19 protein-coding genes are annotated in these 26958 nt (G+C 61.5%); 12 read left to right on the top strand and 7 right to left on the bottom strand.

Annotation, left to right across the window (positions count from 1 at the left end; genetic code table 11):
* Positions 1-169 precede the first annotated feature (169 nt).
* From ACIQAL_RS28870 to ACIQAL_RS28825, 10 genes are all read left to right on the top strand, one after another.
* Positions 170-1225, top strand: coding sequence for an HlyD family secretion protein (locus ACIQAL_RS28870; protein WP_401151530.1), 1056 nt, complete (start codon positions 170-172; stop codon positions 1223-1225).
* Positions 1226-1277: 52 nt separating this feature from the next.
* Positions 1278-2765 (top strand): DHA2 family efflux MFS transporter permease subunit, encoded by a 1488-nt coding sequence (locus ACIQAL_RS28865; RefSeq protein WP_401151617.1) that lies wholly within the window; start codon positions 1278-1280, stop codon positions 2763-2765.
* A gap of 302 nt (positions 2766-3067) precedes the next feature.
* Entirely contained in the window at positions 3068-5551 is a 2484-nt protein-coding gene (locus ACIQAL_RS28860; RefSeq protein WP_401151527.1) for an EAL domain-containing protein, read from the top strand.
* A gap of 347 nt (positions 5552-5898) precedes the next feature.
* Positions 5899-6789: a DUF1932 domain-containing protein gene (locus ACIQAL_RS28855; RefSeq protein WP_341958810.1), complete on the top strand. Its 891-nt coding sequence runs from the start codon at positions 5899-5901 to the stop codon at positions 6787-6789.
* Between the two features lie 17 nt (positions 6790-6806).
* Positions 6807-8210 carry an MFS transporter gene (locus ACIQAL_RS28850; RefSeq protein WP_401151524.1) on the top strand — a complete coding sequence of 468 codons (1404 nt, stop codon included), beginning with the start codon at positions 6807-6809 and terminating at the stop codon, positions 8208-8210.
* Positions 8211-8337: 127 nt separating this feature from the next.
* Entirely contained in the window at positions 8338-9222 is an 885-nt protein-coding gene (locus tag ACIQAL_RS28845) for a LysR family transcriptional regulator (protein ID WP_401151522.1), read from the top strand.
* Positions 9223-9385: 163 nt separating this feature from the next.
* Positions 9386-10258 (top strand): phosphonopyruvate hydrolase, encoded by an 873-nt coding sequence (locus ACIQAL_RS28840; RefSeq protein WP_401151519.1) that lies wholly within the window; start codon positions 9386-9388, stop codon positions 10256-10258.
* Between the two features lie 234 nt (positions 10259-10492).
* Positions 10493-11167, top strand: coding sequence for a DUF1028 domain-containing protein (locus tag ACIQAL_RS28835; RefSeq protein WP_401151516.1), 675 nt, complete (start codon positions 10493-10495; stop codon positions 11165-11167).
* A 27-nt stretch (positions 11168-11194) separates the two neighbouring features.
* Entirely contained in the window at positions 11195-12343 is a 1149-nt protein-coding gene (gene argE, locus ACIQAL_RS28830; RefSeq protein ID WP_401151513.1) for an acetylornithine deacetylase, read from the top strand.
* A 70-nt stretch (positions 12344-12413) separates the two neighbouring features.
* Positions 12414-13286 (top strand): NAD(P)-dependent oxidoreductase, encoded by an 873-nt coding sequence (locus tag ACIQAL_RS28825; protein WP_401151510.1) that lies wholly within the window; start codon positions 12414-12416, stop codon positions 13284-13286.
* Positions 13287-13638: 352 nt separating this feature from the next.
* Here ACIQAL_RS28825 and ACIQAL_RS28820 read toward each other — a convergent pair whose 3' ends face one another.
* From ACIQAL_RS28820 to yghX, 6 genes are all read right to left on the bottom strand, one after another.
* A complete protein-coding gene (locus tag ACIQAL_RS28820; protein ID WP_401151507.1) occupies positions 13639-14484 on the bottom strand; it encodes a hypothetical protein in 846 nt (281 codons plus the stop codon).
* Between the two features lie 19 nt (positions 14485-14503).
* Positions 14504-16471 carry a tetratricopeptide repeat protein gene (locus tag ACIQAL_RS28815; protein WP_401151505.1) on the bottom strand — a complete coding sequence of 656 codons (1968 nt, stop codon included), beginning with the start codon at positions 16469-16471 and terminating at the stop codon, positions 14504-14506.
* The gene (locus tag ACIQAL_RS28810; protein ID WP_401151502.1) at positions 16468-18588 is read right to left on the bottom strand and encodes a glycosyl transferase family protein; all 2121 of its coding nucleotides are present in this window, start codon (positions 18586-18588) and stop codon (positions 16468-16470) included. The genes ACIQAL_RS28815 and ACIQAL_RS28810 overlap by 4 nt, the downstream gene beginning before the upstream one ends.
* 12 nt (positions 18589-18600) lie before the next feature.
* Positions 18601-20808 carry a cellulose biosynthesis cyclic di-GMP-binding regulatory protein BcsB gene (locus ACIQAL_RS28805; protein WP_401151500.1) on the bottom strand — a complete coding sequence of 736 codons (2208 nt, stop codon included), beginning with the start codon at positions 20806-20808 and terminating at the stop codon, positions 18601-18603.
* 177 nt (positions 20809-20985) lie between these two features.
* A complete protein-coding gene (gene wecB, locus ACIQAL_RS28800) occupies positions 20986-22218 on the bottom strand; it encodes a non-hydrolyzing UDP-N-acetylglucosamine 2-epimerase (protein WP_401151497.1) in 1233 nt (410 codons plus the stop codon).
* 1131 nt (positions 22219-23349) lie between these two features.
* On the bottom strand, positions 23350-24237 hold the full coding sequence (gene yghX, locus ACIQAL_RS28795; protein WP_401151495.1) for a YghX family hydrolase: 888 nt from the start codon (positions 24235-24237) through the stop codon (positions 23350-23352).
* Positions 24238-24615: 378 nt separating this feature from the next.
* On the opposite strand from yghX, the gene ACIQAL_RS28790 reads away from it, so the two are divergent.
* Positions 24616-24927, top strand: a complete 312-nt coding sequence (locus ACIQAL_RS28790) for a hypothetical protein (RefSeq protein ID WP_166598320.1) — start codon at positions 24616-24618, stop codon at positions 24925-24927.
* 103 nt (positions 24928-25030) lie between these two features.
* On the opposite strand, the gene ACIQAL_RS28785 is transcribed toward ACIQAL_RS28790, so the two are convergent.
* Positions 25031-25915 carry a LysR family transcriptional regulator gene (locus ACIQAL_RS28785; RefSeq protein ID WP_401151492.1) on the bottom strand — a complete coding sequence of 295 codons (885 nt, stop codon included), beginning with the start codon at positions 25913-25915 and terminating at the stop codon, positions 25031-25033.
* Between the two features lie 113 nt (positions 25916-26028).
* Here ACIQAL_RS28785 and argC point away from each other — a divergent pair, with 113 nt between their 5' ends.
* A complete protein-coding gene (gene argC, locus ACIQAL_RS28780) occupies positions 26029-26952 on the top strand; it encodes an N-acetyl-gamma-glutamyl-phosphate reductase (protein WP_401151489.1) in 924 nt (307 codons plus the stop codon).
* Positions 26953-26958 lie beyond the last annotated feature (6 nt).

The raw sequence follows: 26958 nt of genomic DNA, 5'->3' as shown, positions 1-26958 counted from the left end.
GTGCAGGCGAGCGGATTTCGAGGGATGGGCATGCACCATAGTCAGGCCATGGCGTTACGCCAGGGAATGAATACTCGATTATCAATTCGAGTCATTATTGCAACGATGGCTAGGTGCCAGACTCGGTTAGCTGATAAATTTCCTTACATTCAAAAAATCCAGAACGACCATGCCTGCCCAACTCAAACGCCGCCTGTTCATCTTTTTCGGGGTGGTCCTGCTGATCGCCCTCGCGTTCTTCGCCCAGTGGTACTTGAAAGGACGCTTTTACGAAACCACCGACAACGCTTACGTGCAGGGTGAGATCACCCGGGTGTCCAGCCAGCTCGGCGCGCGGGTCAGCGAGGTGTTGGTGCAGGACAACCAGCACGTGGAGAAAGGCCAGTTGCTGGTGAAGCTGGAGCCGGATGATTTCCGTCTGGCCATCGACCGCGCCAAAGCCACTTTGGCCACACGTGAAGCCGAGCGGGTGCAGGCGCAGAGCAAATTGACCCAGCAATCGAGTTTGATCGCCGCCAGTGACGCGCAAGTCCAGGCCAATCAGGCGACCTTGGGCCGCACCCAGCTCGATCTCGCGCGGTTGCAGAAATTGCGCACGCCGGGATTCGTCTCCGAGGCACAGGTCACCACCATGACCGCCGACAGCAACGTGGCCCGTTCGCAGGTCACGAAAGCTCAAGCCGATGCCCAGAGTCAGCGCCAGCAGGTCAACGCCCTGACCGCTGAAATCAAACGGCTGGACGCGCAGATCGCCACCGCCCGCGCCGACCTGTCTCAGGCCGACATCAACGTGCAACGCACGGAAATTCACGCGCCCATCAGCGGCCTGATCGGTCAGCGAGCGGCGCGCAATGGCCAGTACGTGCAGGCCGGGGCGTACCTGCTGTCGGTCGTGCCGGACGAAGACATCTGGGTGCAGGCCAACTTCAAGGAAACCCAGATCGAGCACATGGAGATTGGCCAGTCCGCCGAGCTGACGTTCGACAGCTTCCCCGGCACGCCGATTCAGGGACGGGTCAACAGCCTGTTCGCCGCCTCGGGCGCGCAGTTCAGCCTGCTGCCGCCGGACAACGCCACCGGCAACTTCACCAAGGTCGTGCAGCGCATTCCGGTGAAGCTGACGTTCGCACCCGACAACCCGTTGCACGGCAAGATTCGTCCGGGCATGTCGGTGACGGTCTCGGTCAATATCAAACCGGCAAACGACCCACACAGTGGCCGGTGACGCGCTGATTCGCCCGGTCGGCGAACCGACCCGGCGCGACTGGATCGCGGTCATGAGCGTGATGCTCGGCGCGTTCATGGCGGTGCTGGACATCCAGATCACCAATTCCTCGCTGAAGGACATCCAGGGCGCGCTGTCCGCCACGCTGGAAGAAGGCTCGTGGATTTCCACGTCCTACCTGGTGGCGGAAATCATCATGATCCCGCTGACTGCGTGGCTGGTGCAGTTGCTCTCGGCACGCAGGCTGGCGGTGTGGGTGTCGCTCGGTTTTTTGATTTCGTCGCTGCTGTGCTCGATGGCCTGGAGCCTGGAAAGCATGATCGTGTTCCGCGCCTTGCAAGGCTTCACGGGCGGCGCACTGATCCCGCTGGCATTCACCCTGACCCTGATCAAACTCCCGGAACACCACCGGGCCAAAGGCATGGCGCTGTTCGCCATGACCGCGACCTTCGCCCCTTCCATCGGCCCGACGCTGGGCGGTTGGCTGACGGAAAACTTCGGCTGGGAATACATTTTCTATATCAACATCCCGCCGGGGCTGGTGATGATCGCCGGGCTGCTGTACGGCCTGGAGAAAAAGGCGCCGCACTGGGAATTGCTCAAAAGCACCGACTACGCGGGAATAGTCACCCTCGGCGTCGGACTCGGCTGCCTGCAAGTGTTTCTGGAAGAAGGCCACCGCAAGGACTGGCTGGAATCGAACCTGATCGTCACCCTCGGCAGCGTCGCGTTGCTGAGCCTGATCACCTTCGTGATCATCCAGTTCTCCAAACCCAAGCCGCTGATCAACCTGGGCATCCTCGGCAACCGCAACTTCGGCTTGTCGAGCATTTCCAGCGTCGGCATGGGTGTCGGGCTGTACGGCTCGATTTACCTGCTGCCGCTGTACCTCGCGCAGATTCAGGGCTACAACGCGCAACAGATCGGCGAAGTGATCATGTGGATGGGCGTGCCGCAGCTGTTCCTGATTCCCCTCGTTCCTCAATTGATGAAAATCATCCCGCCCAAAGTGCTCTGCACCCTCGGTTTCGGCCTGTTCGGCATCGCCAGTTTTTCTTCAGGGGTGCTCAACCCGGACTTCGCCGGGCCGCAGTTCAACCACATTCAGATCGTCCGCGCGCTGGGGCAACCGCTGATCATGGTCACCATCTCGCTGATCGCCACGGCGTTCATCCAGCCACAGGACGCAGGGTCTGCATCGAGCTTGTTCAATATCCTGCGCAACCTCGGCGGCGCCATCGGCATTGCGCTGCTCGCCACCCTGCTGGACGCCCGGACCAAGACCTACTTCGACTACCTCCGAGAATCGATCTCCCCCGCCAATCCTCAAGTCGCCGAACGCATGGCGCAACTGACCGAGCGATTGGGCAACGAAACAGCAGCGCTGGGCAAACTCAGTGAAATCGCCCATCAACAGGCGGCGATCATGGCCTACAACGACGCGTTCCATTTTGTCGGGTTGGCACTGGGCATCAGCATGGTGGCGGTGATGCTGACCAAAAAATTGCCGGGCGGGGTCAAGGGTGGGGCCGCGCACTGACTCTCTACTGAGCGGCGAACAGCTCAGGCCACTCACGACACACTTCTGTTTCGGGCGCTCAGCCCGGCACCTGCCCCTGACTTCCAAAACTCAGGAAAAGGATGGGGCTTTATGCACGTCTCTATGAGCCGCTGCACACCTGAACCGGAATATGAATAGCGGGTTTTTGTTACATCTTTCTCCGCTCTCGCGCCCTCAACACCGCTGTGCCCCAGCCGATACCTATACAGCAACCTGATTTTGCATCACTTTCACGCCATACTCCGCCACATCACGCTTTTCCACCCTTTCAGGTGCTTTGAATGCCGTTACTCCAGGATTCCGACGCGATGTACCGACTGCTGATTCAGAGCGTCGTGGACTATGCGATTTACATGCTGACGCCGGAAGGCATCGTGGCGAACTGGAACCCTGGGGCGCAGCGGGCGAAGGGGTACACGGCGGTGGAGATCGTGGGGCAGCATTTTTCGTTGTTTTACAGCGAGGACGAACGACGCGCTGATTTGCCGGGCCAGAACCTGCGGATCGCCCGGACTGAGGGACGGTTCGAGGCCCAAGGCTGGCGGTTGAAGAAGGACGGCAGCGCGTTCTGGGCGCACGTGATCATCGACGCCGTTCGCAATGACGCGGGCGATTTGCTGGGTTTCGCCAAGATCACCCGCGACTGCACTGAACAGCATCAGGCGCTGCAGGTGCAGCGCGAGCATGAACGGCGTTTCCGCTTGCTGGTGCAAGGCGTCAGCGATTACGCGATCTACATGCTGGACCTGGACGGCAACGTGGTGAACTGGAACGCCGGGGCCCAACGGGCGAAGGGGTATCAGGAGCATGAGATTGTCGGCCAGCATTTTTCGGTGTTTTACACGCCGGAAGATCGCGCCCTCGGGCTGCCGTCCAAAGGGCTGGAGACCGCGCGCCGGGAAGGCCGATTCGAGGCGGAAGGCATTCGTCAGCGCAAGGACGGTTCGCACTTCTGGACCCACGTCGTGATCGACGCCATCCACGATGACGACGGCGAGATGATTGGTTTCGCCAAGATCACCCGGGACATCACCGAGCGCCGCAAGACCGAACTGCAATTGCTGGAAGCCAAGGAGCTGGCGGAGAAGCGCAGCGCCGAGATGGCCACGCTGTCGCGCTTCCTCGACTCGGTGATCGCCAACATTCCGGCCAGCGTGATCGTGCAGGACGTACGCTCGCACAAGATCCTGCTGGTGAATCAGCAGGCGGAACGGTTGTTCGCCGCCACCAAAATGGTCGGTCGTTTTGCCAGTGAATGCCTGCGGCCGGAGGTGGCGGATTACATCAATCAGCAGATGAACCAGACCCTGTCGATGGGCGAGGTCCGGACCTCCGAGATGCAGGTCCACACGGCACAAGGGCTGCGGACGCTGCGCAGCCGCACGGTGCTCAATCAGGACACCGAAAGCCATTCGGATTACGTGCTGTTTGTGGCCGAAGACGTGACCGATGAGCTGGCGGCCAACGCCAAGATTCACCACATGGCCCACCACGACGCGCTGACCGGGTTGCCCAATCGGACGCTGTTTCAGCAGCGTTTGAAGGAAGCGCTCGCACGCTCCAACGGGCCGACCGGTTCAGGAAAAATCACCGGCACGCTGTGCCTGGACCTTGACGATTTCAAGGACGTCAACGACGCGCTGGGCCACGCGTTCGGGGACAAGCTGCTGCGCGCCCTCAGCGAACGCCTGCGCTCAGAGTTGCGCGACCGCGACACCCTCGCGCGCCTGGGCGGCGATGAATTTGCCGTGATTCTGCCGGAGCTGGACACCCAGGAAGCCGCCGAGCTGGCGGCGCAACGGATGATTCAGGCCATCCGGCCACCGTTCCTGATCGACGGCCACAGCTGCTCGGTCGGCGTCAGCGTGGGCATCGCGTTGTCGCCCGAAGACCACGTCAAACCCGAGCAGCTGATGGGCTATGCCGACATGGCGCTGTACGAAGCCAAACGCAATGGTCGCAACCGTTTCGAGCGTTTCCGTCAGGAACTGGACGAGATCGCCCGCCAGCGCCGGACCCTCGAAGCCGACTTGCGAACCGCCCTGCATTTCGGCCAGTTGAAGATGCATTACCAGCCCATCGTCAGCCGGGACGGTCAGGACATTTCCGGCTACGAAGCGCTGATCCGCTGGATTCACCCGATCAAGGGCATCATTCCACCGATGGACTTCATCCCGATGGCCGAGGAAACCGGGCTGATCCACGAAGTCGGCACCCGCGCCTTGAACCTCGCCTGCCAGGAAGCCGCTGGCTGGGGCACACTGCAAACGGTGTCGGTGAACCTGTCACCGATCCAGTTCAAGAACCCGGGGCTGATCGCCATCGTCGAACTGGCGTTGGCGGACTCGGGCCTGGCGCCCGAACGTCTCGAACTGGAGATTACTGAATCGGTGTTATTGGGGGACAGCGACGAGAACGTCTCGACGCTGCGCGCCCTTAAGGCCTTGGGCGTGGCGATTTCGCTGGATGATTTCGGCACCGGGTATTCGTCCCTCGGTTACCTGCGCTCCTTCCCCTTCGACCGCATCAAAATCGACCGCTCGTTCGTCAAGGACATGGCCGAGAACAAAGAGGCGCTGGCGATCATTCGGGCGATCACCGGCATGGGCAACAGCCTGCTGATCGAGACCACGGCGGAGGGTGTGGAAACCCACGAACAGATGCTTCAGCTGCAAGCGGAAGGCTGCTCGCACTTTCAGGGCTTCTTCTTTGGCCGACCGGTGCCGGCGGATGAGCGGCTGATCACGTTGAAGGACGACCTCTAGAAGGGCGTACGTTCCCATGCAGGCCAGGAACTGACGCACCCGGCCTGCGTTCACTCGACCTCTTTCGGACACTGGCTCACCCAGGCGTCCACACCATGGTCAGAAGTTGCGATAAGAATCCGCCCAGCGCGCGCGGACCTCGCAAAAAATCAGTGATTAATACCCCAATCAATTCACTTTACCCCCTCCTCCCCTCACATTAGCCTTGATCCCGCGTCCACATCGTTCATGGATTTTGCCAGTCACTTAGCGATAAATAATCGAACTAAGTCGCTAAAACTCGCGCGAACGAAATGCCCTGCAATTAGGGAAGGACGCACCGTCTTACTTTGAATAAGAGAACACGTATGAAACTTAATGTGGGCTTTATCGGCTACGGTGAAGTGGCTTCTCATTTTGCTCGACGCCTGGCGGAAAACGGATGCAGCGTTGTTGTGCATGATGTATTGGCCGAACAGGAAGGCGGATTGGCAACACTGAAAGATCGAATAGGCTCAACGCCAGTGACGGTCATGGGGTTTGAGGCGTTGTTTAAGCACTGTGACATTGTCTTATCGACCGTGGTGACGCAGGCCGCGCTGAACGTTGCGCAAAGAAGTGCACAGCAGTTGAGGCCAGGGCAGTACTACGTCGACTTGAATTCCACTTCGCCTTCGATCAAACAAGCCATCTTCAACATCATCCAGCCGTCCGCAGCCCTCTTTGTGGAGGGCGCGATATTAGGTGCACTGGGTGCAACGGGCGCAGACACCAAGATTCTACTGGGGGGCGCGCAGGCCAGCGAACTCAGTGAACGCCTCAACGGTGCCGGTTTGAACACCCGGTTCTTCAGCCCGACACTGGGCCAGGCGTCCACCTTCAAAATGTTGCGCAGTGTTTTTTCCAAGGGCATCGAGGCCATCCTCATCGAGACGATGCTGGCCGCGACCGAGTCCGGAGTTGATGAGGCGCTCTGGGCCGATATTGTCCACACCGTGACGCATACGCCGTTTGAAAAGACAGCGAGCAACTGGATCGTCAGTCATTTGAATGCGTGTGAACGCCGCTACTTCGAGATGCAACAGGTGGTAGAAACGCTGGAGGAGTTGCACGTCACGCCGTGTGTCACACAGGGAACGCTGGCGTTCTTCAAGCGCTCCACCGATTTGCAACTCAGTCATCAGACCCGGGCGCAGCCGGTGGATGGCGTATCGCAGGCCATCAATGTAATGCGTACAGCGCTCAACAGTCATCGATAACACGTCGGGGCATTTACATGATCTCTCTATTACAAGAAAAACAACGCAGCGAACATGCTCAACACCGAGCGGGCGGTAGAACGTTTCTAAAATATGGCATCAGTGCGGTGGCCTCATGCTTTCTCGCTTATATGTCCTATTACATCGTCCGCAACAACTTTGCTCTGTCGACGCCTTATCTGAAACAGCATCTAAGTTTGACGTCCACACAAATCGGCTTGCTCAGCAGCGTCCTGCTGATTTCCTACGGGCTCAGCAAGGGTTTCATGAGTGCGTTGGCCGATAAGGCCAGTCCCAGGAAATACCTTGCCGTGGGCCTTGCTTGCTGTGCATTGGTCAACCTCGCGTTCGTGTTTACCACGGGCCTGTGGGAGTTCGTCATCCTGCTGGCATTACTTGGCCTGTTCCAGGGCACCGGGGCAGCACCGGCCTACATCACCATGGCGAACTGGTTTCCCAAAAGGCTGCGCGGACGCGTCGGCGCGCTCTGGAATATCTCGCACAACATCGGCGGAGGCATCGTGGCGCCGGTGATCACCGCCGGGATCGTTTTCTTCGGGGTCGGCGGCTGGCAATACGCTGTCTATGTGTTGCCTGCCATGCTTGCCCTGGCGGTTGTCCCTCTGGTTCTGGTGCTTGGGAAGGACTCCCCACGCGCCGAAGGATTCACCCCTCTTGAAGAGGACCCTTCCGTTCACACGGCACGTAAGCCCTTGCCGGGGGATGAAGCGCATCCCGGCCGTGAATTGTCCACGTGGCAGATCTTCCGTCGGTACGTGCTGCCGAACAAATCCGCCTGGTACACCGCGATGGTGGATGCCTGCGTGTATGTCATTCGTTTCGGCATGGTGTCCTGGATGCCGCTTTATCTGACGGAATACAAACACTTCTCCATGGCCGAAATGTCAGTCGCATTCTTGCTGTTCGAATGGGCCGCCATTCCGTCCACGCTGCTGGCGGGCTGGATTTCCGACACGTTTTTCAAAGGCCAGCGCATGCCACTGGCGATCATCTCGACGCTGATGATCATCGTCTGCATCGTCGGCTACTGGAAAGCCACGAGCGTCGTATCGGTGGTCATTTTTACCGCGATGATCGGTTGCCTGATTTACATCCCGCAGTTTCTGGCCAGCGTCCAGGGCATGGAAATCGTCCCGTCCTTCGCCGTGGGTTCAATGACCGGGCTTCGCGGCTTCATGAGCTACATCGTCGGCGCAACCGCCGGTACGACGTTGATTGGCATCGCCGTCGACCGCATGGGCTGGGATGGCGGAATAATGGTGCTGTTCGGCGGGTCGCTGCTCTGCGTGCTGTTTTGCATTCTCGCGCACATTCAGGTGCTGAAGATGAATCGCCGTAATGTGACGCCCGCGCCGACCGTCACCGACACGCCAACCCCCGTTTCGCGCACGACAGTATGACCTGCACATCCTTCGGGTCCGGAGGACGTTTGCTATGCTGCGGCGACCTGCAATGCGCCCTGTCATGACGTCGCAAGGATGCGTTATCGGCGCCCATCATTGCTTTAATCCAGCGTGCGGAGGTGGCATGTATTACTTGGGCGTGAGTGCATTTCTTGCCATCGTCAAAGAGCAAAGTCTGAGGGCGGCGGCGGACAGTATTCATGTTTCGCCGTCGGCCATCAGTTATCGCTTGAAAGAACTTGAACAGAAGCTGGGCGTGACGTTGATCGAACGCCATAAGGGCGTCGATAGTATCAGGGTCACCGCCTCGGGAAAGGCGTTTTTGCCGCTGGCCGAACGCTTCCAGGACGTGCTGAACGATATCGACCGGTTTGGCGTCACGAACTTCAATCTTCATTTGAATATCAGTGCGCCAAACAGCATGAACATGTATTTGCTACCGCCCCTGTATTCAATGCTTTATCAGTGTGCGCCTCGCATGACCCTTCGCATTCACACGGAACATACCGAAGAGTCCGTTGAGTCGGTGTCCACGAAAGTCATGGATATCGCCTTTCTCGCACGCGAAGTTTCGGTGCCGTCCAATGTGCTGATGTCACCGTTCACGGAAGAAGGGTTTTGCCTGCTACGCCGTTCAGGACGCTCCCGTGAGGAACCAACGGAAGTCAATGTCGCTCAGCTTGATCCTGAAAAGGAAATCTTCTGGCGCTGGAGCAAGGACTTTCAGTTATGGCATGAGCGGACGTTGGGCAGCCTGCAGGTCAGGCGGGTACAGCTGGACATGGCCAGTCTGATTCCTGACTTGCTGGTGGATGAGCAGCAATGGTCGATTGTCGTGAATTCGGTAGGCGAATGGGTCAGGAAAATCCGGCCCGATGAGTTCGTCGTCGAGCCGATCAAAGACGCGCCGCCCGCCCGCAAGTATTTCAAGATCACGCACAAACAACCTTCAGCAGAAGTCTGCGAAGGGCTGAGTATGGTCGAGAGATGCCTGACAACACTGTTCTGAAAACGCATGTTTGAAGCCGTCCTCTGAAACAGGACTGCCGGTTTTACTCACGCTGACCGATCGTTCCGCCGCCTCAGTCCCGAGCGCGGTGAGTGATGTCGCGTCAACACTGACTCTGCCCTCGTTATAAAGGGCAAGTTCCAACGCCACTTCAGGAGTTTATATGAGCAAGCATCAACGCCTTCGCGCAGCCCTCGACAGCCGCCAGTTGTTCACGGCAATGGCGGCACACAATCCTCTGTCAGCGGTCCTGGCTGAAGAAGCGGGCTTTCACGGTATTTGGGGCAGTGGCTTCGAACTGTCTGCCAGTTACGCGGTGCCTGACGCGAATATTCTATCCAGCGGTACGCACCTCGACATGATGCGCGCCATTGCCTCGGTTACGTCCATCCCGCTCATTGCAGACATCGACACAGGCTTCGGAAATGCCGTCAACGTCAGTTACGTCGTCCCCCTTTATGAGGCGGCGGGTGCCTCGGCGGTGGTCATGGAAGACAAGACATTTCCGAAAGACACCAGCCTGCGCGCCGATGGGCGGCAGGAACTGGTTCGTCTCGAAGAGTTTCAAGGCAAGATCGCCGCCGCGGTGCAGGCGAAATCCGATAAGGACTTCGTCGTCATTGCACGCACTGAAAGCTTGATCGCAGGGCTGGGACAAGAGGAAGCGATTACCCGAGCCTTGGCGTACGAGGCGGCGGGCGCCGATGCCATCCTCATTCACTCCAAGCAGTCGACGCCCGATGAAATCCTTCAATTCGTGAAGGCATGGTCGGGTACTGTGCCGCTGGTGCTCGTGCCCACCGCGTACCCTCAACTGACCGAGAAAGACATCGAAGCCTTGGGCAAGGTCGGGATCGTGATTTATGGCAATCACGCGATCAGAGCGGCGGTGGGCGCGATGCGCACAACGTTCGCGCAAATCATCAAAGACCGCGGTATCCAACACGTGGACGCGCATCTTCCCTCCGTGAAAGAGATCATCATGTTGCAAGGTGATGAACGCATGCGTGACATCGAGCGACGCTACTTGCGTTGACGGGCGAACCCGACGATTCGGACTGGCGACATTGCGTGTGATGGACGGAGCGCACCGAAGAGCCTCGTCTGCCTGCATCACGTTCAGGCTGATACGGTTTTCCCGAACCAGCGCTCACGAAAATCCTCGTTTCGTCCGCGACGGCACCGCTCCAGAATGCCGTCATGGGCCATCCCTTCCGCCACGTATCGGAGCGGTGAATGGCAGGTCAGGACGATACAGGATGAACACACCATGACGTTTTCCATCGTTGGCCGCTGCGCCGACACCGGCCAACTGGGCATCGCCATCAGCTCGTCGAGCATTGCCGTGGGCGCCCGTTGCCCGTGGCTGCGGCCCGGCGTTGGCGCCGTGTCGACCCAGAACATCACTCTCCCCGCCCTTGGCGCGCTCTCACTCGATCAAATGGAAAACGGCCTGTCCTCTGAGCAGGCGGTGGCGCAGGCGCTGAGCCTTGATGAGTACCGCCAGTTTCGTCAGCTCACGGCCATCGACCACCTCGGTCGAACCGCGCATTTCAGCGGCAGCGAAACCCTCGGCACGCACCAGGCGTTATCGGGGGAACAGTGCGTCGGCGCGGGCAACATGCTCGCGGACCGAGCGGTGATCGAGGCGCTGGTTCACGCTTTCGAAACCCATGACGGCCTGCTCGCCGACCGGCTGATCGCCGCAATGCAAGCGGCCGTTGCAGCCGGGGGTGAAGCCGGTCCGGTGCATTCGGCGGCGCTGGTGGTGGTCGGTGATCACAGCTGGCCCATCGTCGATCTGCGCGTCGATTGGGCGGAGGAAGACCCCATCGGCACACTGGCAAACCTGTGGCGCGATTACCGCCCGCAGATGCAGGATTACCTGACCCGCGCCCTCGACCCGACCAAGGCCCCCCGTTATGGTGTGCCGGGCGATGAATGACGCGTCAATGAACCGAGGGTGCACAGCATGAACAGCCGGGACTTGTTGGCCGCGCTGGTGGGGTTCGACACCACCAGCCGCGAATCGAACCTGCACTTGATCGAGTTCGTGCGGGACTATCTGGCCGGGCTCGACGTGCCCTGCGAGCTGATTTACAACGCGTCGCGCAGCAAGGCCAATCTGTTCGCGACGATTGGCCCTGCGGACCTGCCCGGTATCGTGCTGTCGGGCCACACCGACGTGGTGCCGGTGGACGGCCAGCCGTGGACCGTGGCGCCGTTCGAACTCAGCGAGCATGACGGCAAGCTGTTCGGGCGCGGCACGGCGGACATGAAAGGCTACATCGCTTGCGTGCTGGCGGCCGTGCCCGGTTTGCTGGCCGCGCCGCTGAAAATGCCGGTGCACATCGCGCTGTCCTATGACGAAGAAGTCGGCTGTCTCGGCGTGCGTTCGTTGCTGGCGGAACTGGAGCAACGCCCAGTCAAACCGCTGCTGTGCATCATCGGCGAACCCACCGAACTCAAGCCGGTGTTGGGCCACAAAGGCAAACTGGCCATGCGCTGCGACGTACACGGCGCGGCCTGCCATTCGGCTTATGCGCCTCAGGGCGTGAACGCCATCGAATACGCAGCCGAACTGATCGGCGAATTGGGCCGCATTGGTTCGACGTTGCGCGCTCCAGAACTGCACGACGCACGCTTCGATCCGCCGTTCACCACGGTGCAGACCGGCGTGATCAGCGGCGGCAAGGCCTTGAACATCGTGCCCGCCGATTGCCGCTTCGATTTCGAGGTGCGCGCCCTGCCCGCCCATGACCCGCTCGACGTCGCGCAACAGTTGCAGGACTACGCCAAGGACCAGGTCCTGCCGCGCATGCAAGCGGTGCATCCGGGCAGCGACATCCGGTTCACCGAGTTGTCGGCGTACCCCGGTCTGGCGACGGACGCGAAGGGTCAGGCCGCGCAGTTGATCGCACAATTCTGCGGTTCGGACGCGTTCACCACGGTGGCGTTCGGCACCGAGGGCGGGCTGTTCGACGCCATCGGCATCCCCACCGTCGTGTGCGGGCCGGGCAGCATGGATCAGGGGCACAAGCCAGACGAGTTCGTCAGCGTGGCGCAACTGGCGGCGTGCGACGCGATGCTGCGGCGGATCACCGAGACGTTGCAGGGCTGACCGCGTGCGTTGACCGGTCGAGGTGCTACAGTGCGTGGCCTGCGGGCATCACTTTCTGGAGGCACTTCGGATGAAAATCGGTTTCTTGGGACTGGGCAACATGGGTCAGGCCATCGCGGCCAATCTGTTGAAGGGCGGCCACGAATTGGTGGTCTGGAACCGCTCGCCGAAGGCCACTGAGCCATTGGTCGAACTGGGCGCCAAGGCGGCAGCAGACCCGGCTCAGGCGTTCGCCGTCGACGTGGCGTTCAGCATCTTCGCCGACGACAAGGCGTTGCGGTCGGTGTTGCTGGATTCGGGGCTGCTGCAACAGCTCAAAGGGCCGCTGATCCACGTCAACATGGCGACCATTTCGGTGGAATTCGCCGATGAGCTGGCTGAACGGCACAAGGCGCAGGGCGTGGATTACATTGCGGCGCCGGTGTTGGGTCGGCCGAACGTGGCAGCGGCGGCGCAGCTCAATATCCTGGCCGCAGGGCCTGAACAGGCGATTGCCAAGGTTCAGCCGCTGTTCGATTTGATCGGTCGTAAAACCTGGCCGCTTGGAGAGAAAGCGTCGGCGGCGAACGCGATGAAGCTGGCGGCCAACTTCATGATCGTGTCTGCGGTGCAGGCGGTCAGCGAAGCGGCGGTGCTGGTGACGCGGCATGGTCTGGAGTCGAAGGACTTCGTCGACCTGATTTCCAACACCATCTTCCCCGGCCCGGTGTATGCGGGGTATGGCGGGTTGATCGGTGAGCGTCGGTATGAGCCGGCAGCGTTCAAGGCGGTGTTGGGGTTGAAGGACGTGGATTTAGTGCTGGCGGCGGCCCAGCAGGTGTCGGTTGAGATGCCGACCGCCGAGCGGGTCCGCGACAATTTGCAGGACGCGGTGGATCACGGTCAGGGGGAGATGGATTTGGCGGTGTTGGCTGAAGTGGAAGAGCGGCGTAATCCGCAGTGATGGGATTGCGGAGGGTGTGAAAGGTCACAGCGATTCTGATTCTGGCCGAAGGCCGTAGGAGCTGGCTTGCCTGCGATCTGCCGGGCACCGGCAGTAGAATCTGCGCATGCGGTGTGTCTGACGAAGCCGAGGGAGTCTGATTTTGCTGCCGCTTCGCGACAGATCGCGAGCAAGCTTGCTCCCACGCCTTCGGCAGAAGCGGATTGAGGCACGGCTCAGTCTCTGATTCTGGCCGGAGGCCGTAGGAGCTGCCGGGGTGGCGCTCCACCTTGCCTGCGATCAGCCCGGGGTCGCGTCCGACCGCAGCGGCAGTAAACCCTGAATACGCGGTGTGTCTGAAGGAACGCGGGCGCTACCTCGCCAACCCCTCCACCACGTCCGGCGGGACGTAATGCGGGCCGTCGAACAGGTAGAGCGGGTAGCCCCGGTACGCAGCAAGTTGTGGCCTGAGTTCATCGACGGTCGCCGGTCGGAACCCTCCGCCCACTTGCGGGCGGAAGGCTTCGACGATGATTTTCACCCGCTGTTTCCCGAGTTTTTTGCGCAAGGCGTCGGCATAGGTTCGGGCCACGGGCGCGGTGCGGGCGTATACGCCGACGCCATCTTGAAAGAACACGCCGATGTCGTCCGGCAGCCAGGTCTTGAGCCAGTCAGCCGTCGCCTCGGGCCCGATGTTGGCGCCGTCGTAGACGCTGATCCACAACGGCCTCGGCAGGCGGGCCAGCAGCGCGGGCAGTTCTTTGGCGCGGCTCCAGCTGGGGTCGACTTCCGCCGGAAAATACCAGCCCGTCACGTTCAGCGGCGTCTTCACCTTGGCCAGCCGTTCGGACAGCGTCGCCAGTTCTTCAATGTTGTCCCGCGAACGGTTTTCGCTGAAGAACCCGGCCAACCCGACAATCGCGTCCTGCGCCCAAGGCGCTTTGGCGATGCGCGCCCAGTCCGGCAGCACCGGCACTTCAGGCAGGCCGGAACCGGGCACGAACGCCTGCCCGTCCACTGCCGTCCACTGCACCAGCAATTCGCGCACGCCGAGTTTTTGCCAGTCCCCGTGAATCCCGACCGTGGCGTTGTCCGGCTGCCAGACGATGCCGACGATGTTCGGCCGCGTGCCCTGCCCCAGTTCGTAGAGCGCATCGATGGCCACGCCCAGCGCGCCGATCAACAGCGCGGCGAGGGAGGTTTTCAGCAGGCGTGACATGGCAGATCCTTGCAAAACGTCACCACGAATAGGTCATGCGGGCAAAGACCCCTTGCGCGCTGTCGTCCCCGAAAATCTTCTCCCGGTATTGCACGGAGAAGTCGATGTAGGACTGCGGCGCCTTGTGTTTGGTTTCGCGGAACCAGTAGCGCACGCCAATCCCGACACCCGCACCGCCCGCGTTATCGGAGGACGTCTTGTTGCGGCCCATGGCATCCACCGAGCTGTGCATTTTCGAGTCGTAATCCGCCGCGAGGACGACGTGCGGGAAGATCACCAGACGCGGGCTGACCCGGTCCAGGCGAATACTGCGCCCTAGTTGCCACTCGCTGTTGAAGTAGTTGCGCTTGTCCCGCAGGTAGCGCCCGCCTTCGGCGTAGAACTGCGAGGTCCACCAGCTCGGCACATCGACCCGCAGGTCCGTGCCGATGCTCGAACCGTAGCCTAGACGCACCAGCCAGTCGCCGCTGACATTGCTGCCCGCCAACGGGAACGTGCGTTCGAACGCAGCCATCACGTTGTATTCGGTGAACGGTTTGACGCGAATCCCGACCGCGCCTTGCAAGGCATCCAGGCCCTTATCGTTGCCGCTTTCCTTGTTCCACAACGTGTCGGTCACGCGACCGTACAGCTCGACGAAGCGCGCATCGCGATAGCCTTCAGGACGCCAGAAAATTTCGGTGCTGTTCTGCACGCTGTCGTTGCTGCTGCTTGGTGCGCCGCTCAAACCATTGGAGGTGCTGGCGCCGCGATAGGTCGTGGTGTTGGTCACCCCCCAGAGGCGGGACAGGTCGGACACCGCGCGGCGGGTGTCGAACACCTGTTGATCGGGCATCTTCAGATCGCCGGTCTCCTGGTAATCCAGCACGCGCTTGAAATAGGCGATGGCCTGCACATCGTCCGGCGCACGCATGGCGCTGTAGGCGGCGTCCTGGGTTTCCTTGAGGCTCAGGCCCTGGGTGCGGTCCACGCGTTTGAATTCTGCCAGCGCGCCGCGATCATCCCCCGCCTGACTCAGAAAGTAGGCAATCTGCACTTCGTCGCCACGCTTCAGCTCGCCCTTGGCCCGCGCCTGTTGCATGCGCGCCAAGGCCTCTTTCGGTTGACCCAGCGCCGCATACAGCGACGACTGATCACGCAGCGGCAAGGTGCCGACGGCCAGCGCCTGGCTGAAATCCTGCTGCGCGCCGCGCTTGTCGCCCAGGCGCATGCGCATCTGCCCGCGCTGGGCCAGCAGCGGCGCATCGTTGCCTTTGAGGGCCAGTGCTTCGGTGGCGGCTGAACGGGCTGCCGCGTATTGCTCCTGAGCGATCAACGCGCTGACCAGCAGGCGTCGGTAGGCGATTTCCTGCGGGTACTGGTGCACCACGTCGCGGGCGTAGCTGACGGCGCCGTCGTTGTCGCCACGGGCCAGCGAGGCGTACCCCGCTGCGGCGATGTTGACTGCCCGTTGTTCGTGCAGCGCCTCTCGACGACGGGTCAGTTGCGGCAAGTCCCCCAGCACGGCCACGGCGTCGTTGATGGCGGCTTCGGCCCCGTCCAGGTTTTGCTGACGTTGCAGGGCTTCGATCAGCATCATCCGGTAGTCCGGGTTCTTCGGCGACTCGGCGATGGCTTTTCGGGCGAACTCCGCTGCCCGGTTGTAATCGCCGTTGGCGTAGGCCCGCAACGAGCGGTCGCCGTTCTGGAAGCCCTTCTTGTTGCCGGGATAACGCTCGGGGTGATCGCGACGATCCTTGTCCCGCTCCGCCAGCAGAATCAGTTTGCGCAAGCGGTCAACATCGGCGCGCTGACGCAAGGCTTCCTGGGCCTTGGCGATGGCGAGGTCGTAATCCTTGTCGTTGTAGGCGGCGTAGGCCTGATTGGCGATCTCGAATGCCGGGCCGGTCAGGGCCAGCGGCAGGATCTGCGGTTGCGTGGTCGAGTTGAACTCGGCGTGGCACAGCGCAGGCAGGACGCTCAGGCCCAGAAAAAGTCGAAGTCTCATGAGGGCTGCTCCGTTGAGGCGTCCGGTGAGGAATGGCGGTGTTGCCGGGCCACGGCCTGCTCGATGGTTTCCCGCGACAGCACGCCGGTGTCGACGAGGTAATCGCCGATGCGGCCATGCACATGGGGCCGGTACTGCAACATGGCGCGGTTGAAGGTCTGCCGGTCCAGCAGGCCTTGCTCGATCAGCAAGTCGCCCAGCAGCGGCGTGGCCGATGGCAACGGCTGACCCGCCACCACGTCGAGACGGCGCAATTGCTCGACGATCTCGCTTTCCCGGGCAATCAGCTGCACGGGCTCAGCGCCCATCTGTTCGGTGATCTGCTGCACGCCTTCGTCCGACAGCGGGCTGGCCACGGCGACTTCAGGGCGGCCGTCAATGTCCAGCGCCAAAGGCACAACGCGCCAGCGCAGGCAGAACTCATCCGCCAGCGCCGACTGCGGTTGCACTTTGGCCGCGAGGTCAAACACCCGTGGCAGGTCGTTCTGGAAAGCGATGGCTTCGGCGAGGGTTTCGTCGTCGAGCCAGCCGTGGCTGAGCAGGATGCGGCCCAGCGGCATTTGCCGGGTCTGTTGTTCGTCCAGCGCGCTTTGCAGGTTTTCGTCGTTGATCGCTTGCCACGACAGCAACACGCTGCCGAGTTTGCGCGGCGCACGGGCGACCAGGTCGGTGGAGGGGAAATCGTGCATGGTCTTGTCCCAGACCAGTTTGCGATTGAGCACCTTGCCCACCAGAAACAGACGCCAGGCCCGGGCGGCAGCCATGAAGTTGACGAAGTTGCCCACCACCATGCGCGGCATCGACAGCAGGCCGTGCTGCCAGCCGTAAATGATGGTGGTGAAGTAGCAGCGGTGCGCCATGCGCCACAGCAGCGCGATGCCGTTGGCCGCCAGCAGGAAACCGACGAAACCGTTGGTCTCGAACGGCGTCGGGAAGCTGGTGTTCCACAGGCCGCTGGCGCGCAGCACGATCAGCGCCAGCAATTGCGCGAGGATCAGGTAAGCGATGATGCTGACGAACGACGTCACGATGCCCTTGCGGTCGCGAAACAGCAGATAGCGGTTGGCCAACGAACCGCTCCAGCCCATCTGTTCCCAGCCTTGCAAACCGATGCCCAGCGTCCAGCGGGCTTTCTGCCGGAACGCCGTGCGGAAGGTGTCGGGAAAGAACTCCCGCACGCAGAGCGGCATTTCCAGCGTCGATTCGTACGGCTCACGGAACCACGATTTGCGCAGCACCCGGTACTGCACCGGGAAGCGCACGAAGATTGCGCTCATGCCGTAACGGGCCAGTCGCGCACCCACGTCGTAGTCTTCGGTGAGGCTGTCGGTGTTGAACGGCTGGTTGGTGTTTTCGTCCGCCAACACTTGCAGGGCGCGACGCGAGAAACAGGTGCCGACGCCCGCCGATGGCACGCTGTCGGTCATGCTTTCGCGTACCACGAGGTCCTTGCCGTGCCACTCGGCGAACTCGTCCATGTACGTGCCTGCGACCCACTCGTACCAATTGCGCTCCAGCGACACCACCGGCAGCTGGATCATGTCCTTGCGCGGCAGCAGGTAGTTGAACAGGCGCATTTCCAGCGGGTGCAGCACGTCTTCGCTGTCGTGCAACACCACCCCGGCGAAATTCACGCCGTGGGTCTTTTCATAGAGAAAGATCGCCTGAATCACCCAGTTCAGACAGTCCGCCTTGCAGGTCGGACCCGCGTGGGGCACTTCCACCCGGTGCAGCTGTTTGTAGCGACGGCGCATGCGCTCGACTTCGTCAATGGTGCGCTGATCGTTGACGTAGGTGCCGACGAAGACCACGTAGTTCTGGTAGTCCAGCGTCGAGACCATGTTCTCGATCATCGGCGCGATGACGTCGTATTCCAGCCACGCCGGGACCATGATCGCCAGCGGCTGCTCGTCGCGGGCGATCAACTGTTCAGCGGTCAACGGACGGTAGCGGCGCTCGGCCGTGAACTTGCGGTAGAGGCGTCGCGCCCAGTACCACAGGTCGATGAACAGATCGTCCAGGCTGGAAATCAGGATGATCGCCGCGACCACGATGGTCGCGACTTCCAGCGCGCTGTAGTAATGGGCCAGCCAGTAAGGCCAATAAAGCGAGGTCATCGCGGCTCCCGTTTACTGGCGATTGCGACGGGCGCGGTGGCCGGCCAGCAACAACAGAAGGAAGGCGATCACGGCCGCAGGAATCAGCCACAGGGCCGACGGTTTACGCCAGGCGTCGAAGCCTTTCGGTTCTTCGTCGTCGATCATCTGGCTGCCGGTCGGGTCCTTCGCGTCGAAGGTGGTCAGCGGGCCGTTGTCACCTAGCACCGTGACGTTGCCGCGCTCCAGCAGGACCGGGCGAGCGAAGTTCGGCGCCTGTCCGCCGAGGGTGCGGTAGATCATGCCGTGCTGACTGCCCGAATCGACCACTTGCAGGGCGGCCAGGTGATTGAGGGTTTTCAGGTCCAGCAGGGTTTGTTCCTTCTGGTTGATCAGCAGGTGGCCTTCGCCGTTGACCTGTACCGATTCCGTGCTGTCTTTGACTGGCACTTCGAAGGCGAGGAACGATTTGTCCGGCGACAGCGCGGCCTTGGCGTCGCTGCTGACCTTGAAGTCGGCACGCAACGGCGACACACCACTGGCGCTGGCGATGCGGATCACCTGCGGCAGGCTGGCCGCCGGGCGGTCGAGGTAGCTTTGCGGGACCACGACCTGAGCACCCGCCGCGAAGCGCGCGGCCATGCCGGAGAAGTCGCTGTCCAGCGGCGCCTTGTCCAGGGTGATGTGGCTGCTCGGCAGGACCGCAACCGGGAACGCTTGCGGCGTTTCACGGCACAGGTCGCTGACCGGCTGACGCTGGAACGACACACGCAGAATGTTCTGCGAACCCAAGGCGTAACGCGGAATGCGCGCTTCGATGCGTTCTTTCTGGCCATCGGCATCGAGCTGTTTGGCGCCGATCAAATAGTCGTTGAGGAACAGGCTGGCAATCGGTGGCGTGCCGGAAGCGCCAGGTGCAGCGGACACGTCCACCGCCGCACTGACCGGCACGCGCCCGTCGTAGGCCACGGCGCCCAACGGGAAGCTCGCGCTCCAGTCGGTCTTGGCCAGCACATCGACGCTGCCGGGCTTGCCGCCCAGTCGGGACAGCGCAACGCGGCCGTCTTCGCTCAGGGGCATGTTCGCCTCTTCGCCGACGGTGAGTTGGCGGGTGCGGGCCAGTTTGTTCCAGGCGGCGCTGAACAGGCCGATGGCTTTTCCAGCGGCGTCCTGATTAATCAGCAGCAAGGGGTGCGCGCCGAGCATGGCCAGGCGCACGTTGTCGGTGCCCGAAGCCAGCGCGCCGTTGACGTGACGGTCGCGCCATTGTGTGAACGCGCTGCCCGCCGAAGCGTCGAGGCGTTGAATCTGTGCCTGCAAGGCGTCCAGCGATTCGGTCACCGCCTTGAGCAACTGAGGGTCGTTGATGGCCAGGTCGGCATTGAGCGCCGGGGTCTGGCCCAACACCAACAGCGCGCCGATCTGCGCCGGGTCGTCGAGGGTGTGCAGCCCCTTGCCGTCGAGGCTGGCGAAAGCGGGGATCTGTTTGAGTTCAGCCGGAATGTTCAGGTCGCCCAGCTCGATGCTGTCCTTGACCGACGGGAACGACACAATGCGCGCCTGCTTGCCGATGCGCTCAAGCGCCACGCCGAGACGCCAGGCGGCGTCATAACTGGCGCTGGACAACGCACCCGGCGCAACCAGAATCCCCGGTTTGCCCGGCAGCGCATTCCACGCGGCGCCGACGTCTTGCAACTGGCTGGCGTCGAAGCTGTAGCTCAAACGGCTGTGAGGATCGATGCGCAGCACGTTGCCAATGGCGCGTTCGTCTTCGCATTGCATGCGGGAAATGATTGACGACCACGCCACGCCCAGACGCACCGAGCCGCTGTCCCGGGGCGACTTGTCGACCCCCAGTGTGGCGCTGGCGTCGCCCTCCCCTTCGTTCAGCCCCATGGCCCGCACCGGGTAACCGTCCAGGGACAGCAGCAGCGTGTTGCGCCCGGATTCACCGTTCAGGTAGCTCGCGTCGAAATGCAGCGTGGCATCGGTCAGCGGCACGTCGGCAGGGACGGGTAGGTACAGCTCACGGCGAGCGTCCGTGGCGTTGAGGATGATCGGGCGGTCGATGCCCAAGTCCTTCAAGTCAATGACCCGCTGCTGACGGGTGTCAGCGGCCAGGCGGCTGATGGCCTGACTCAACGGGCTCTCGGCGGCAAAGGCGGGCGTGACGGCCAGCAGGCTCATGCCGCAGGCAAGGGCACTGAGCGCCCCCGAGTGAACGGTAACGGAAGACTTCATTCAGGCAGATCTCGGTCAAAAATCGGACGAAACACGGGAGACCGGCGCATGAAAGACCCGGCCGACAGGGTCAGCCGTGACTTCTTCGCGGGGCTCGCGGCACGGGGCTTTCTTTATGGGCTTTACGCCGAAGGCTGAACGCCACGGCAGGCGTTCAGCGGGCGCTCAGTGTCGTCGCTAATGCAGACTGGACACCGAACGCAGCTGAGGCTGCGGGCGCTGCACCTCGACGGATTCGGATCGCCGAGCGGGCGTCTCCACGACGAACTCGTCCACCGGCCGGCCCATCAGCGCATCGACGATGCGCGAGCACGCCTTGCCGTCGCCATAGGGGTTGGCCGATTGCGACGCCATGCGCCACAGGTGCTCATCGTCATACAGCGCGCAGACGCCGCGCACGATGGTGTCGGGGTCAGTGCCCACCAAACGGACCGTGCCAGCAGCCACCGCTTCCGGGCGTTCGGTCACGTCACGCATTACCAACACTGGCTTGCCGAGGGACGGCGCTTCTTCCTGCACGCCGCCGGAGTCAGTCAGCACCACATGGGCCAGCTGCATCAGGCGCACGAAGGACAGATAGTCCAGCGGTTTGATCAGGTGCACATTGGGCAGATCGCCCAGATGCTCGGTCACCGGCCCCAGCACGTTGGGGTTCAGGTGAACCGGGTAGACGATCTGAATATCGTTGCGGCTGGCCAGCGTGCGCAGCGCCTTGCAGATATCAAGGAAGCCGTCACCGAAGTTCTCGCGACGATGCCCGGTCACCAACAGCAACTTGCGACTGGCGTCGAGAAAGCTGAATTGACGGTCGAGGGCGACGCGCAACTGGCGGTTGCTGTCGATGCGTTCAGCGGTCATTTTCAGCGCGTCGATCACGGTGTTGCCCGTGACGAACGACGTGCCCTGCAACCGCTCGCCCAACACGTTACGGCGAGACTGGGCCGTGGGGGTGAACAGGTGATCGGAAATCAGATCGATGCTGCGGCGGTTCATCTCTTCCGGCCACGGCTGATGAATATCACCGGTGCGCAGACCCGCTTCAATGTGCGCCACCGGAATCCGCCGGTGAAACGCGGACATCGCCGCAACCATCGCCGAGGTGGTGTCACCATGCACCAGCACCTTGTCAGGCCGGGCGGCGTCGAGGACCGGGTCAATGGCCGCATAGAGTGCGGCGGTCAGGGTGTTCAGCGTCTGCCCTGGCGTCATCACGTCGAGGGTGTAATCGGCCTTGAGCTCGAACATGTCCAACACCTGCTGCAACATGCTCTGATGCTGGCCAGTGATGCAGATCTGCGAATCGATGCCAGGTTCGGCAGCCAGCGCCTTGACCAGCGGGGCCATCTTGATGGCCTCCGGGCGTGTGCCAAAAATCGACAACACCTTGAGTTTGGGGTGAGCTCGAGCCATTCGTATTCCTCCCGCGCATTTGCATGCGCCGCACGGCAGCGTACTTGCAGCGAAAGTGCTCAAGTCGCTCGAAAGTTCTAGTAATGGTCGGACGGCGGTAATCGGAAAATCAATTCGATGTTCACTTCACTGTGAAACTGGAGCAGTCCTTAGTGCCCGAAACAGGACAGATTATTAGCAGATAAAAAACACTTTGCAAAAGGTTTCATAACGCTTTTAACAACTTAGGAAGTGATTAAACTTTTGTCGAAAAGAAGGGTCAATGTAAGGTTTGGCATTGCGCCATCACCCGTGCAGCGGGGACTTCAGGACAGGGAAGAGTGTGCGCCAGTCCACACTTGAATGTAAAGCGTTGAACTTATTGGGGATTAATAATGTCGCGGGCGGATCTGCCAACACCACAGGTTAGTTACAGTTCAATGTAGCAGTGATTACCGAACAGGGATCCAAAGACAGACGACCGGCTCCGGCAAGTTTCAAATCATTGACGCCATAGAAGTGACAGAGAAATTGTATACATCGTCTCTAGAGCACTTGGCGACAAGTTTCGCAGGATACACGGAACAGCCGTGGAAGTGTTGTTTTGTGATGAGCGGAAGTTTGAAGAACATATCAGCCAGAACACCCGCAGTCGCAGGCCACACAGCAGCCCACATTGTGGGCGGTATTCCGAAGAAAAATGGATCTGGCGGTGGAGATGTGGCGGCTGTACCGCCCATTCGCGAATGAATTCGCTCCCACAGGGGAATCGAGGTGTGTCATAAAAATCTGCGCACTCGCGAAGAGCGTTAGCTCCAGCGAGGCAGCTTTTGATTTTCTTACGCAATAGTTCAGACGCCGCAGAACGCGACTTGGGTGCAGGCCGAACGCAGGCGGCGCGGAGTGGGCCGAGCGGCATGGATGCCGCGAGAGCGCCGCAAGGACATGGATGTCCGTTCGGCGCGGGCCCACGGAGCGTCGCCGGAGAGAGGGAACCCTGACGAAGTCAGGGCCAAACCAGGAGCAGGCGTTTTTGGTTACTTTTGTCGCTCTTACAAAAGTGACCCGCTGTAAGAGCGGAACCGACATCAGCAACACCACCGCGAATGGATATTCACCAGATCCAAGATCCAGATCCAGATCCCGCCCCCGTTACACCAAATACTTGTTAAACCACGCTACCGTCCGATCCCACGCCAGCTTCGCCGCCGCCTCGTCATACCGAGGCGTCGAATCATTGTGAAAACCATGATTCGCACCCTTGTAAATGTGCGCCTCATACGTCCTCCCCGCCGCCTTCAACGCCTGCTCATACGCCGGCCAGCCATCCGTAATCGGCTTGTCCAACTCCGCGTAATGCAACAACAGCGGCGCCTTGATCCGGCTCACCTCCTCCGCCTTAGGCTGCCGCCCGTAAAACGGCACCGCCGCCGACAACTCCGGATACGCCACCGCCGCCGCGTTCGCCACCCCGCCGCCGTAACAGAACCCGGTGATCCCCACCTTGCCCGTTGTCGCGTGATGCCCCATCAACCACTCGATCCCCGCGAAGAAATCATTCATCAGCTTTTCCGGGTCGACCTTCAATTGCAGGTCCCGGCCCATGTCATCGTTGCCGGGATAGCCGCCCACCGACGACAACCCGTCCGGCGCCAGCGCCACGAAACCCGCCTTGGCCACCCGCCGCGCCACGTCTTCGATATAGGGGTTCAAGCCCCGGTTTTCATGCACCACCAACACCGCAGGCACCTTGGCCGACGCTTTCGCCGGGCGCACCAGATAGGCCCGCACCTGGCCATTGCCCTTGGGCGACGGGTACGTGATGTACTCGGCCACGATGTCAGGGTCGGTGAACGCCACCTGCTCGGCGAGCGCGTAATCAGGGGTCAGCGAAGCAAGGATGGACGTGGCGGTCAGGCCGCCCAGCGTGAAGACCGCCGCGCGGTCGAGAAACTCACGGCGATTGATCTTGCCGTGGACGTAGAAGTCATACAGCTCCAGCAACTCGGGGGCGAAATCCTTGGCAGTGAGACGGGTCATCTGTGCACTTCCTCAGCAATGGTCGAATAGCCACCGAACCTGAACCCACCGGCGCGACGGCGCTGCAATGAGCGCTCATTAAAGCAGCGTTTCAGACGCTTTGCTGCCCCACGAATCGACCTGTCAGCAGACGTTCAGCAGCGTCGATCTGGACGATCACAGTTACTGGCAACGTGCTAGTAGCCGTTTCAGAAATGAGAACAGCGTCACGCTATTGGATCCCTTCTATGTTGCGAAGCCCTCTCAATGCCCCTATCGTCTCTGCCTCGACAGCTGCCGGAGCGCTTAACCCTGTCGGTTTTCAACAAAATCAAGAACAACACGGTAGATATTTCAGGTGCGCCCGTGCCTGAACTTTATTTGGGATGGAGAGTGAAAATGACTACATGGAAATTGCGCGCCGTGATGATCGCGGGGATGAGTGTGCTGTTGTCGGCGTGTGGTTCTGCGCAGGTCAACATGACCGAAGTGCAAACGGCCACAGCCAAGACCCTGGGCCTGGCATCCTCGGATGAGATCACCGTCACCAACATCCAGTACGCCAAGCAAAACGCCCTCGGCGGACAAAAGCTGACTTACGACGCCACCACCGCTCGCGGCCGCAAATTCGCCTGCAGCGCGTTCGTGATTCCGGGGCTGACTCCTCTGGACAAGGCCGCGTGGAACGACGGCGAATGCCACCCACGCTAACACCCGCTGACGCACGTCTTTACGCGTAACAGCACCTGTCGATGGCGATGACCGCTTCAGGCATCGCCGCCGACAAATCTCTCTCCAGCAAAACCCGCCATCACTACCACGCCTGTAAGCCCCACAACACCTCCAGCACATGCCCGGTCGAACGCTCGACCTCCCCGGCCCGGTGCGCGACCCCCAATTCCCGCGACAACGGCGGTTGCAGCGGGCGCATGACAACGCGACTGTCCGGCAACGGCGTGGACGCTTCGTGGGGCAGCAACGTCGCGCCGTAACCTGCCGCCACCAGGCTCTTGATCGCGTCGTTGTAATTGAGCTGGATGCGCGGCGTCGGCTGCGGTCCTTCATTGGCGAACCACTCCCCCACCTGACGCGAAAGCCGGGTCGAGGGGTCGTTGAGAATCAGCGCCTGCCCGGCCAGCCACGACGGCGTGATCACCTCGGGACTGTCCCAACGCGCGGGCAAAAACGCCATGACCGGGTCCCGCCGCCACGGCGTGATGCGCAGGCCTTTGACGGGCGGTTGCGGTAAGGCGATCACGCCGATGTCGAGGCTACCATCGACGAGTTTTTGCAGGGTCTGCTGCGACGTCAGCACGGCGACTTGCACATCGATGCCCCCGTGAGTGTGGCCGAGGGTTTCCAGCGCCTGAGGGATCAACTGGGCGATCACCCCGGTGGACGCCCCCAGGCGTACGCGGCCCGCCAGCCCCAACACCTGACGTTCCACGTCTTCGAGCGCCTGTTCAGCATCGGCCAGCAGACGCCGCGCCCGTTCGATCAGGGTTTCACCGATGGCCGAAGGCTGCACCTTGCCTCGGGTGCGCGAGAGTAACGCGCCGCCTACCCGCGCTTCCAGATCGGCGATGTGCAGGCTGACCGTTGGCGGCGCCAGGTTCAACACCCGCGCCGCTTCGGCAAACGAGCCGTGATCGGCAATCGCTACCAAGGTGCGCAAACGGTCGAGGCTGATTTCGCGCATGGCGTATGTATCCTTCAGAAAAGCTGACGATCAGCGTCATAAAATTCAACTTTTTCTATCCTACGCCCTGTCGGAAGATGATTGCCATCAACGGCATTCAGCGAGACACCGACATGACCCTTCCTGTGGTTTTCATCGACGGAGACCAAGGCACCACCGGCTTGCAGATACACCAGCGGCTACAGGGGCGCACCGACCTGACTCTGGTCACTTTGCCTGCCGAGCAGCGCAAGCATCCGCAAAGCCGCCTGGCCGCGATCAACGCCTGTGACATCGCCATTCTGTGCCTGCCGGACGACGCCGCTCGCGCCGCCGCTGCCAGCATCGAGAACCCCAACGTGCGGGTGATCGACGCCAGCTCCGCGCACCGCACCGACCCGGAATGGGTGTATGGCTTTGCGCAGATCAGCGCGGAGCAACAGGCCGCCATCGCCACGGCCAAGCGGGTGAGCAATCCGGGGTGCTACCCCACCGGCGCGGTGGGCCTGTTGCGGCCGCTGCTGGACGCGGGTCTGGTGCCCCGCGACTACCCGATCACGATCAACGCGGTGTCGGGGTATTCCGGCAAAGGGCGCGCCGGGGTCGAGGAGTTCGAAGGGCCGGATGCCGCCCAAGCGACGCCCTTCCAGATTTACGGGTTGGGCCTGGCACACAAGCACGTGCCGGAGATTCAGCAGTACGGCGGGTTGTCCGAGCGGCCTGTGTTCATTCCGGCCTACGGCTCGTTTCGTCAGGGCATCGTGCTGACCATCGCCCTGCAAGTGCGTTTGTTGCCGCCGGGCGTGGATGGCGCGGCGCTGCACGCGTGCCTCGCGCAGCATTACGCAGTCAGCGGGTTTGTCGAGGTAATGGGCATGGACGAGGCGAAAGCGCTGTCCGGGCTGGACCCACGGGCGCTGAATGGCACCGATAAATTGCGCTTGATGGTCTTCGAAAACGCCGGGCACGTGATGCTGGCGGCGGTCTTCGACAATTTGGGCAAAGGGGCGGCCGGGGCGGCGGTGCAGAATCTCGACCTGATGCTCACCGGGGCCTGACCTTCC

The sequence above is a fragment of the Pseudomonas sp. NPDC088368 genome (genome assembly GCF_044753445.1).
GTDB classification, from domain to species: Bacteria; Pseudomonadota; Gammaproteobacteria; order Pseudomonadales; family Pseudomonadaceae; genus Aquipseudomonas; species Aquipseudomonas bambusae.
The sequence above is the reverse complement of the archived record's forward strand: the minus strand, read 5'-3'. Positions and strand labels throughout refer to the sequence as shown.

What these genes read in the sequence shown, in the direction of transcription:
- ACIQAL_RS28870 (WP_401151530.1), top strand. Translation starts at nt 170, where the DNA reads ATGCCTGCCCAACTCAAACGCCGCCTGTTCATCTTTTTCGGGGTGGTC.
- ACIQAL_RS28865 (WP_401151617.1), top strand. Translation starts at nt 1,278, where the DNA reads ATGAGCGTGATGCTCGGCGCGTTCATGGCGGTGCTGGACATCCAGATC.
- ACIQAL_RS28860 (WP_401151527.1), top strand. Translation starts at nt 3,068, where the DNA reads ATGCCGTTACTCCAGGATTCCGACGCGATGTACCGACTGCTGATTCAG.
- ACIQAL_RS28855 (WP_341958810.1), top strand. Translation starts at nt 5,899, where the DNA reads ATGAAACTTAATGTGGGCTTTATCGGCTACGGTGAAGTGGCTTCTCAT.
- ACIQAL_RS28850 (WP_401151524.1), top strand. Translation starts at nt 6,807, where the DNA reads ATGATCTCTCTATTACAAGAAAAACAACGCAGCGAACATGCTCAACAC.
- ACIQAL_RS28845 (WP_401151522.1), top strand. Translation starts at nt 8,338, where the DNA reads ATGTATTACTTGGGCGTGAGTGCATTTCTTGCCATCGTCAAAGAGCAA.
- ACIQAL_RS28840 (WP_401151519.1), top strand. Translation starts at nt 9,386, where the DNA reads ATGAGCAAGCATCAACGCCTTCGCGCAGCCCTCGACAGCCGCCAGTTG.
- ACIQAL_RS28835 (WP_401151516.1), top strand. Translation starts at nt 10,493, where the DNA reads ATGACGTTTTCCATCGTTGGCCGCTGCGCCGACACCGGCCAACTGGGC.
- argE (WP_401151513.1), top strand. Translation starts at nt 11,195, where the DNA reads ATGAACAGCCGGGACTTGTTGGCCGCGCTGGTGGGGTTCGACACCACC.
- ACIQAL_RS28825 (WP_401151510.1), top strand. Translation starts at nt 12,414, where the DNA reads ATGAAAATCGGTTTCTTGGGACTGGGCAACATGGGTCAGGCCATCGCG.
- ACIQAL_RS28820 (WP_401151507.1), bottom strand. Translation starts at nt 14,484, where the DNA reads ATGTCACGCCTGCTGAAAACCTCCCTCGCCGCGCTGTTGATCGGCGCG.
- ACIQAL_RS28815 (WP_401151505.1), bottom strand. Translation starts at nt 16,471, where the DNA reads ATGAGACTTCGACTTTTTCTGGGCCTGAGCGTCCTGCCTGCGCTGTGC.
- ACIQAL_RS28810 (WP_401151502.1), bottom strand. Translation starts at nt 18,588, where the DNA reads ATGACCTCGCTTTATTGGCCTTACTGGCTGGCCCATTACTACAGCGCG.
- ACIQAL_RS28805 (WP_401151500.1), bottom strand. Translation starts at nt 20,808, where the DNA reads ATGAAGTCTTCCGTTACCGTTCACTCGGGGGCGCTCAGTGCCCTTGCC.
- wecB (WP_401151497.1), bottom strand. Translation starts at nt 22,218, where the DNA reads ATGGCTCGAGCTCACCCCAAACTCAAGGTGTTGTCGATTTTTGGCACA.
- yghX (WP_401151495.1), bottom strand. Translation starts at nt 24,237, where the DNA reads ATGACCCGTCTCACTGCCAAGGATTTCGCCCCCGAGTTGCTGGAGCTG.
- ACIQAL_RS28790 (WP_166598320.1), top strand. Translation starts at nt 24,616, where the DNA reads ATGACTACATGGAAATTGCGCGCCGTGATGATCGCGGGGATGAGTGTG.
- ACIQAL_RS28785 (WP_401151492.1), bottom strand. Translation starts at nt 25,915, where the DNA reads ATGCGCGAAATCAGCCTCGACCGTTTGCGCACCTTGGTAGCGATTGCC.
- argC (WP_401151489.1), top strand. Translation starts at nt 26,029, where the DNA reads ATGACCCTTCCTGTGGTTTTCATCGACGGAGACCAAGGCACCACCGGC.